Annotated in this window: 5 protein-coding genes and 1 pseudogene; all 6 read left to right on the forward strand. The window is 40.0% G+C overall.

The features are described 5' to 3' along the window. Nucleotides 1–183: pseudogene (locus ACOVO2_RS07730) on the forward strand (gfo/Idh/MocA family oxidoreductase); the annotation flags it as partial. Between the two features lie 157 nt (nucleotides 184–340). Next, nucleotides 341–1,126 carry a S1/P1 nuclease gene (locus ACOVO2_RS07735; protein WP_421769406.1) on the forward strand — a complete coding sequence of 262 codons (786 nt, stop codon included), beginning with the start codon at nucleotides 341–343 and terminating at the stop codon, nucleotides 1,124–1,126. A 304-nt stretch (nucleotides 1,127–1,430) separates the two neighbouring features. Beyond that, nucleotides 1,431–1,745: a hypothetical protein gene (locus ACOVO2_RS07740; RefSeq protein ID WP_421769407.1), complete on the forward strand. Its 315-nt coding sequence runs from the start codon at nucleotides 1,431–1,433 to the stop codon at nucleotides 1,743–1,745. 201 nt (nucleotides 1,746–1,946) lie between these two features. Continuing rightward, nucleotides 1,947–3,080: an efflux RND transporter periplasmic adaptor subunit gene (locus ACOVO2_RS07745; RefSeq protein ID WP_421769408.1), complete on the forward strand. Its 1,134-nt coding sequence runs from the start codon at nucleotides 1,947–1,949 to the stop codon at nucleotides 3,078–3,080. Between the two features lie 14 nt (nucleotides 3,081–3,094). Further along, nucleotides 3,095–6,253, forward strand: coding sequence for an efflux RND transporter permease subunit (locus ACOVO2_RS07750; protein ID WP_421769409.1), 3,159 nt, complete (start codon nucleotides 3,095–3,097; stop codon nucleotides 6,251–6,253). Further along, the coding region (locus tag ACOVO2_RS07755) for a TolC family protein (RefSeq protein WP_421769410.1) at nucleotides 6,240–7,525 on the forward strand (1,286 nt) is incomplete at its 3' end. The genes ACOVO2_RS07750 and ACOVO2_RS07755, both read left to right, overlap by 14 nt.

A 7,525-nucleotide genomic window follows, 5' to 3' on the forward strand; every position in this document is an offset into this window, starting at 1 on the left:
GACCCACACGCACAACACTTCAAAAATTTCTTTGATAATGTGCGTAAAGGAAGTCAAGAAACCGCTCAAGACCCTATTTTTGGTTTCCGTGCAGCAGCACCAGCATTGGCTTGTAATATTAGTTATTTCGATAAAAAAATCATCAACTGGGACCCGGTTGCGATGAAGATTAAGAAAAAATAAGCATTTTATTTATGTTTTAACCACGGAGTTTCACGGAGTTAAAGCACGGAGTTGCACAGATGTTTTAAAAAACTTTGTGTAACTCAGTGGAAAACTCAGTGACACTCCGTGGTTTATTATTTAATTTGCATAAAATTTCAAACAAACTATTACCATAATGATTAAAAAAACATCTATACTACTTTTATTGCTTGCAATATCTTTGAAAGGTTTTTCTTGGGGGCAAACAGGGCATCGAGTAGTCGGGCAGATTGCCAGTTCGTATCTTTCGTGTAAAGCAAAACGTAATATTCGTAAGATTTTGGGTACAGAATCGGTTGCGATTTCGAGCAACTGGGCCGATTTTATCAAGTCTGATACTTCGTATAAATACCTCGATTCTTGGCACTATATCAATATCAAAGCAGGTTTGAATAATACAGAATTTACGAATTATTTGCAAAACGATAAAGGGACGGATGCTTACACAAAGCTCAATTTTTTGATGGGAGAGTTGAAAAAGAAAGACCTTCCGTTGGAGCAAAAGCGTATGTACCTTCGCCTGTTGATTCATATTGCGGGCGATATTCACCAACCCATGCACGTGAGCCGTGCCGAAGATTTGGGTGGAAACCGAATCAAAGCTTTTTGGTTTGCTGATGCTACAAACCTACACGCTCTCTGGGACGATAAACTAATTGAATTTCAGAAACTTAGCTTCACCGAATATGCTACAAACATCAACCACGTAAGCAAGGCTCAACGCCGTGAATGGCAAAAACAACCCATGACCGAATGGTTTTTTGAGTCGTATCAGTTGGCCGAGCAGCTTTATGCGGGCATCAAGACCCAAGAGCCACGTTTAAGTTATCGCTATAACTTTGATAATGTTGAGATGCTCAATCAACAACTCTTGAAAGGTGGTGTAAGATTGGCAGGTTTGCTCAATGAGGTTTTTAGATAATATTTCTTTCGCTATGAAATGGCTCTTGCTTTGATGAAGTAAGAGCCATTTTTTTTGTTTTTTGATTTCATTCAGACTATGATAAAATCAAGGAAAAATGAAAATATATAGAGCTTTAGTTTGAATATTAAATTTTCTAATAAAATTCTAATTTTTCATAAAAACCTTGTTTTTTGTTGATTTGAAGCCTTTTTGCTAAGTTTTCATCTATAAAAAATCCTTGTTGGTATCCTTTCGAAATCTAACAATTCTCAATTTCGACTTGTTTAAATTATATTTGCTAATCAAACGAAATAGTCGAATTGTGAGAAAGAAAGTCTTTGATAAAATATACTTCGTGTTGTTGTTGGTTACTATCTTTTCGAGTAGCTGCACGATGCTATTAGATATGGCTTCAAAAGATGGTATTTCTGGTTCTGATACCGACATAGAACTTCTCGAAGATGGTAATTCAATGACCGATTCGGGCGAAACGAATATTGAACAAGTAAATGAAAGTTTAATCGAGCAGATTATTTCATTCAACTTCTGTCGTTTTTTGCCACTTTTCAATGCTTTCTCTTACCTACAAAATACTTACGAAATATACTTAGGGCATAATACGCCACCTCCTAAGTAGTTTTACTTACACCTATTTTTATTCCTATTATTTTGAAAACAAGCTCTTTTTCCAAATTTAATTTGGTTTAGGTTGAATTGTTGTACGATTTTAATAATGTTTTTTGACTTTCAAAGAAAACTTTGTAGGCCGATTAAAATTACTATAATTTCAAAATAACTCATTGATTATCTAAGCTTTACAATTGACCAAAGAATGAAAATGAAACACGCACTATTAGGTATTTGTACGGTAATTGTTGTATCGTCTTGTGCCAGTGAAGAAAACAAACAAAAGCAAGTTGCGGAGAATTATCCAGTAACTTCTCCGATTAAAATTGATACTACGCTTTCGACCGACTATGTGGCCGAAATTAATGCCGTTCAGAATGTAGAAATCAGAGCCAGAATTAAAGGTTATCTCGATAAAATATTCATCGATGAAGGAAAATACGTAAAACAAGGACAGTTACTTTTTACGATTCATAACCCAGAGCTTAACGAAGAAATTGCCAAAGCTGGGGCGATTGTAAAAAGTATTAGTACTGAACTCAAAGCGGCTGAAATCGAACTCGGTAATGTGAAAAGATTAGTCGAGAAAAACGTTGTTTCAACTACCGAATTAAAGGCTGCCGAAAATAAAGTTGAGATGATGAAAGCCAAAGTTGAAGAAGCTAAAGCCAATGAAGCTTTCGCCAAAATTCAACTAAGTTATACACAAATCAAAGCTCCGTTTAGTGGAATCGTAAACCGAATTCCGAACAAAATTGGCTCTTTGATTGAAGACGGAACGCTCCTGACGAATATCTCAAACAATGGCGAAGTATTTGCCTATTTCGATGTCTCGGAGAAAGAATACCTCAATTATGTAACAAATTTCAAGGAAAACGCCCATAATTCGAGCAATGTTACTTTGATTTTGGCCAACGGCGAAGAGCATCCATTCAAAGGAAAAATCGAAACTACCGAAGGGGAAATCGACCAAAGTACAGGAAATATCGCTTTCAGAGCCAGATTCAATAATCCCGAAAAAGTATTGAAACATGGAGCAAGTGGAAAGGTCAGATTACTGAAAAACTACAAAAATGCTTTGATTATTCCGCAAAAAGCTACGTTCGAAATTCAAGACCGAATGTATGTGTATGTGCTTGACAATAAAAATCAAGTAAAAACCAAAGCCATTACTTCAAAGCACCGAATGCCGCATTATTACATCGTAGAATCAGGCTTAGACGAAGACGATAAAATCATTTATGAGGGTGTGCAGAACATCAAAGATGGAATGACCGTAAAACCACAATTTGTGGAAATGAATGAGATTTCTAAGGAATTAACTTACGTGAACACACCCGAATAATCCCACCGAAAACTATGTTTACAAATTTCATCAACAGGCCAGTGTTATCGCTGGTCATATCTTTGTTTATTGTGATTTTGGGCGTTTTGGCCATGACTGGCCTACCTATCACACAATATCCCGATATTGCTCCGCCTGCCGTAACCGTTACGACCAAATATACAGGTGCAAACTCCGAGGTTTGTGCCAAAGCCGTAGTAACTCCGCTTGAGCGTGCCATCAATGGTGTGCCAGGCATGACCTACATGACTTCCACGTCTGGAAACGACGGCACGAGTATCATTCAAGTATATTTCGAGGTAGGAACCGACCCCGACGTAGCGGCCGTAAACGTGCAAAACCGTGTAACGACCGTTCTCGATGAATTACCCGAAGAGGTAATCAAAGCGGGGGTTTCGACCGAAAAAGAGGTGAATTCGATGCTCATGTACATCAACCTCATCAGCAACGATCCAACCGTTGATGAGAAATTTATCTACAATTTTGCCGACATAAATGTTTTGGCCGAACTAAAACGTATTGATGGCGTGGGTTTTGCCGATATTATGGGTTCTCGTGAATACGCCATGCGTGTGTGGCTCAAACCCGCTCGAATGGATGCGTATCAGATTTCGGCCGACGATATTGTAAAAGCCCTCAAAGAACAAAACGTAGAGGCTGCCCCAGGAAAAGTGGGCGAAAGTTCGGGTCGTCAGGCTCAGTCGATGCAATATGTATTGCGATATACCGGTAAAATGACCACTAAAGAGCAATACGAAAATGTAGTAATCAAGGCAACCGAAAGTGGAGAAATGTTGCGTTTGAAAGATGTAGCCGATTTAGAATTTGGCTCGCTCGATTATGATGTACTTTCAAAAGAAAATGGTAAACCTTCGGCCGCAATCGTATTGAAACAACGACCAGGCTCAAATGCCAGCGAAGTAATCCAGAATATCAAAGACCGTTTGGCTTATTTGAAAGAAACTTCTTTCCCACCGGGAATGACCTACACCGTAAGCTATGATGTATCAAGGTTTTTAGATGCTTCTATCAGCGAGGTGCTCAAAACCCTCATCGAAGCATTCATTTTGGTGGCAATCGTGGTATTTTTATTCTTGCAAGATTTCCGCTCGACGCTCATTCCTGTGTTGGCCGTGCCAGTTTCGTTGGTCGGAACTTTCGCTTTTATGCAGCTTTTTGGCTTTTCTATCAACTTACTTACACTTTTTGCCTTGGTTTTGGCAATCGGTATCGTGGTCGATAACGCCATTGTGGTCGTGGAGGCGGTTCATGCCAAAATGCAAGAAAAACACCTCAATGCCCGTGAAGCAACCATCGAATCAATGGACGAAATCAGTGGGGCAATTGTGGCCATTACGCTCGTAATGTCGGCCGTGTTTGTGCCAGTGGCGTTTCTATCGGGGCCAGTTGGTGTGTTTTACCGACAGTTTTCGGTCACGATGGCCATTTCGATTGTTATTTCTGGCGTAAATGCCCTTACGCTAACGCCTGCTTTGTGTGCGATTATGCTCAAAAACACACACGGAGAGCATCAAAAAGAAAATTTCTTGACTCGTTTCTTCCGTAAATTTAATAATGGCTACGATAAACTTTCTGACCGATACGGCAGTTTGTTACGCCTCATTGCCAATCGCCGTTTGGTGACTGTCTTGGTGCTGGGTGGATTCTGCGTGGCTACTTGGGGCGTTGGTAGTGTTTTGCCAACCAGTTTTATCCCGACCGAAGACCAAGGAACAATCTACGCTAACGTAACAACGCCAGTAGGAGCAACCCTTGAGCGTACAGAAGAAGTAATGAATGAAGTAGATAAAATTGCCCAAACTATTAAGGAAGTGGAGTCGGTTTCGAGTTTATCAGGTTTTAGTATGATGACCGACGGCGTCGGAGCTTCGTTTGGTATGAGTACAATCAGCCTAAAACCATGGAAAGAACGAAAAGCAACTGCCAACGATATTATTGAGCAACTAATCGAGAAAACGAAGCATATCAAAGATGCCGAGATTCAGTTTTTCCCGCCGCCAGCCGTACCGGGTTTTGGTAATGCCAGTGGATTTGAGGTTCGATTATTAGATAAAACTGGTTCGGGAAAACTTCAAAAAACGGCCGAAGTTGCTGAGAAATTCATAAGTGAACTAAAAAAGCGTCCCGAAATTAAAGATGTTTTTTCGAGTTTCAACCCAAATTTCCCGCAATACATGATTCATATCGACCAAGATATGGCTGCCAAAAAAGGAATTTCGGTTGATGCTGCCATGAGTAATTTGCAGTCGTTGATTGGTAGTTTTTACGCCACAAATTTCATCTTGTTTGGACAGATGTACAAAGTAATGATTCAGGCTGACCCTAAATACAGAGCCTTGCCCGATGATATTATGAAGCTACGTATCAAAAACAAAAATGGCGAAATGGTGCCTTACGCTATCTTTAGTCGCATCGAGCGTGTGTATGGCCCCGAGCAATTGACTCGCTATAATATGTACGTGTCAGCCATGCTCAATGGCGAAGCAGCCGCAGGATACAGTTCGGGCGAAGCCATCAAAGCCGTAGAGGAAGTAGCCAAAACTGCTTTGCCACGTGGCTACGCTTACGAATGGTCGGGTATGACTCGTGAAGAGGTACTTTCGGGCAACCAAGTGGTGTATATTTTTGCTATCTGTTTGTTATTCGTTTATCTATTGCTTTCTGCTCAATACGAAAGTTTCTTTTTGCCGCTGCCTGTAATTCTATCATTGCCAGTCGGCATTTTCGGTTCGTTGTTTTTCTTATACACTTTTGGTTTAGAAAACAACATTTACGCCCAAGTGGCAATGGTCATGCTCATCGGTTTGTTGGGTAAAAATGCCATTTTGATTGTAGAATTTGCCATTCTCCAACAAAAACAAGGCAAAAGCGTACTCGAAGCAGCCGTTGGCGGTGCAGTAGCACGTTTCCGCCCAATCTTGATGACATCCTTTGCATTTATTGCGGGTTTGATTCCGCTCATGGTGGCATCGGGTGCAGGAGCAATCGGAAACAAAACAATTGGTACGGCTGCCGCAGGAGGAATGTTGTTCGGAACAGTATTCGGGGTAATTATTATTCCGGGCTTGTACGTCATTTTTGCGGGAATTGGTAGTGGAAAACGAAAGAAAAAAACTAAAAAAGTTATCGAAGAAGCGTATGTTGAAATATAGAAGTGTTTGTTTATTGGCCATCGTTGGTTTGTTGGGAGCGTGTAAAGTAAAGCAAGAAATACCCCAAAATCGCCCAATGTTGGCTATGCCCCAGAAATTTACTCAGCAATCTGACAGTTTGCAGGTAGGTTTGCCAGTGGCTCGTGTATTTTTTAAAGATTCAGCCCTCGTTACACTCATCGACTCGGCCATCAATAATAATTTTGATTTGCAGATGGCCTTGCAGAAAATCGAAATGGCTCGTGCGGGTGTAAGATTTACGCAAGGACTCGGAAAGCCAGATTTGGCAGGAAATTTTGCTATCGGACAACAAAAATTTGGTAGATATACTTTCGATGGTGTAGGAAACTATGATACCAATTTTTCACCAAATATTAATGATAGACAGAGAATTCCACAGCCCATTATTCCAGATTTTTATTTGGGCGTACAATCTTCGTGGGAAATTGATATTTGGGGAAAGCTGAAAAGCCAAAAAGCATCGGCTGCCGCAAAACTATTGGCGAGCGAATCGGGTAAAAACTTAGTAGTGAGCGAATTAGTGGCTCAAATAGCTTCGGCTTATTATGAGTTATTGATTCTTGATAATGAATTAGATTTCTTGGAAGAAAACATTGTTTTGCAAGAAAGAGCCGTTGAATTAACAAGGATTTTGAAACAAGCAGGACAAGCCAATCAATTGGGTGTCGATTTATTAAATGCCCAATTGCTGAGTTCAAAAGCCTTAAAAATTGATGTTAAACAAGAAATCATTGATGCCGAAAGTAAAATCAATTTTTTGGTAGGGCGTTATCCACAGCCAATTGCTCGTCCGAAAGTAATTTGGGCAAATGTGATTCCGCCAAAACTTACTTCGGGTGTGCCATCAAGATTGCTCGAAAATCGACCAGATATTAAGCAAGCCGAATACGAATTACTCTCAACCAATGCCAATTTATTTACGGCAAAAGCGGCTTTTTATCCATCGCTCAATATTACTGGAGCGGTTGGTTTACAGGCATTTAAAGCACTTTTGTTCCTTAATCCATCATCTTTTGCGATGAATACTTTTGGTGGATTGACTGCTCCGTTGCTCAATCGTCGTCAGATTATTTCTGACTTAATGGCAGCCAAGGCCGACCAAAAAATGGCCTACACCAATTATCAGAAAACGATTGTGAATAGCTTCACGGAAGTCTATAATCACCTAAATTTGATTCAAAATACCAATGATATGTACGACCTTAAAACCCAAGAAGTAGATGTTTTGAGGCAATCTATCAATAATTCTTC

The sequence above is a fragment of the Emticicia sp. genome, from assembly GCF_049241225.1.
Lineage (GTDB): Bacteria > Bacteroidota > Bacteroidia > Cytophagales > Spirosomataceae > Emticicia.

Coding starts and splice junctions, on each gene's coding strand:
- ACOVO2_RS07745 (WP_421769408.1), top strand. CDS start 1,947: ATGAAACACGCACTATTAGGTATTTGTACGGTAATTGTTGTATCGTCT.
- ACOVO2_RS07750 (WP_421769409.1), top strand. CDS start 3,095: ATGTTTACAAATTTCATCAACAGGCCAGTGTTATCGCTGGTCATATCT.
- ACOVO2_RS07735 (WP_421769406.1), top strand. CDS start 341: ATGATTAAAAAAACATCTATACTACTTTTATTGCTTGCAATATCTTTG.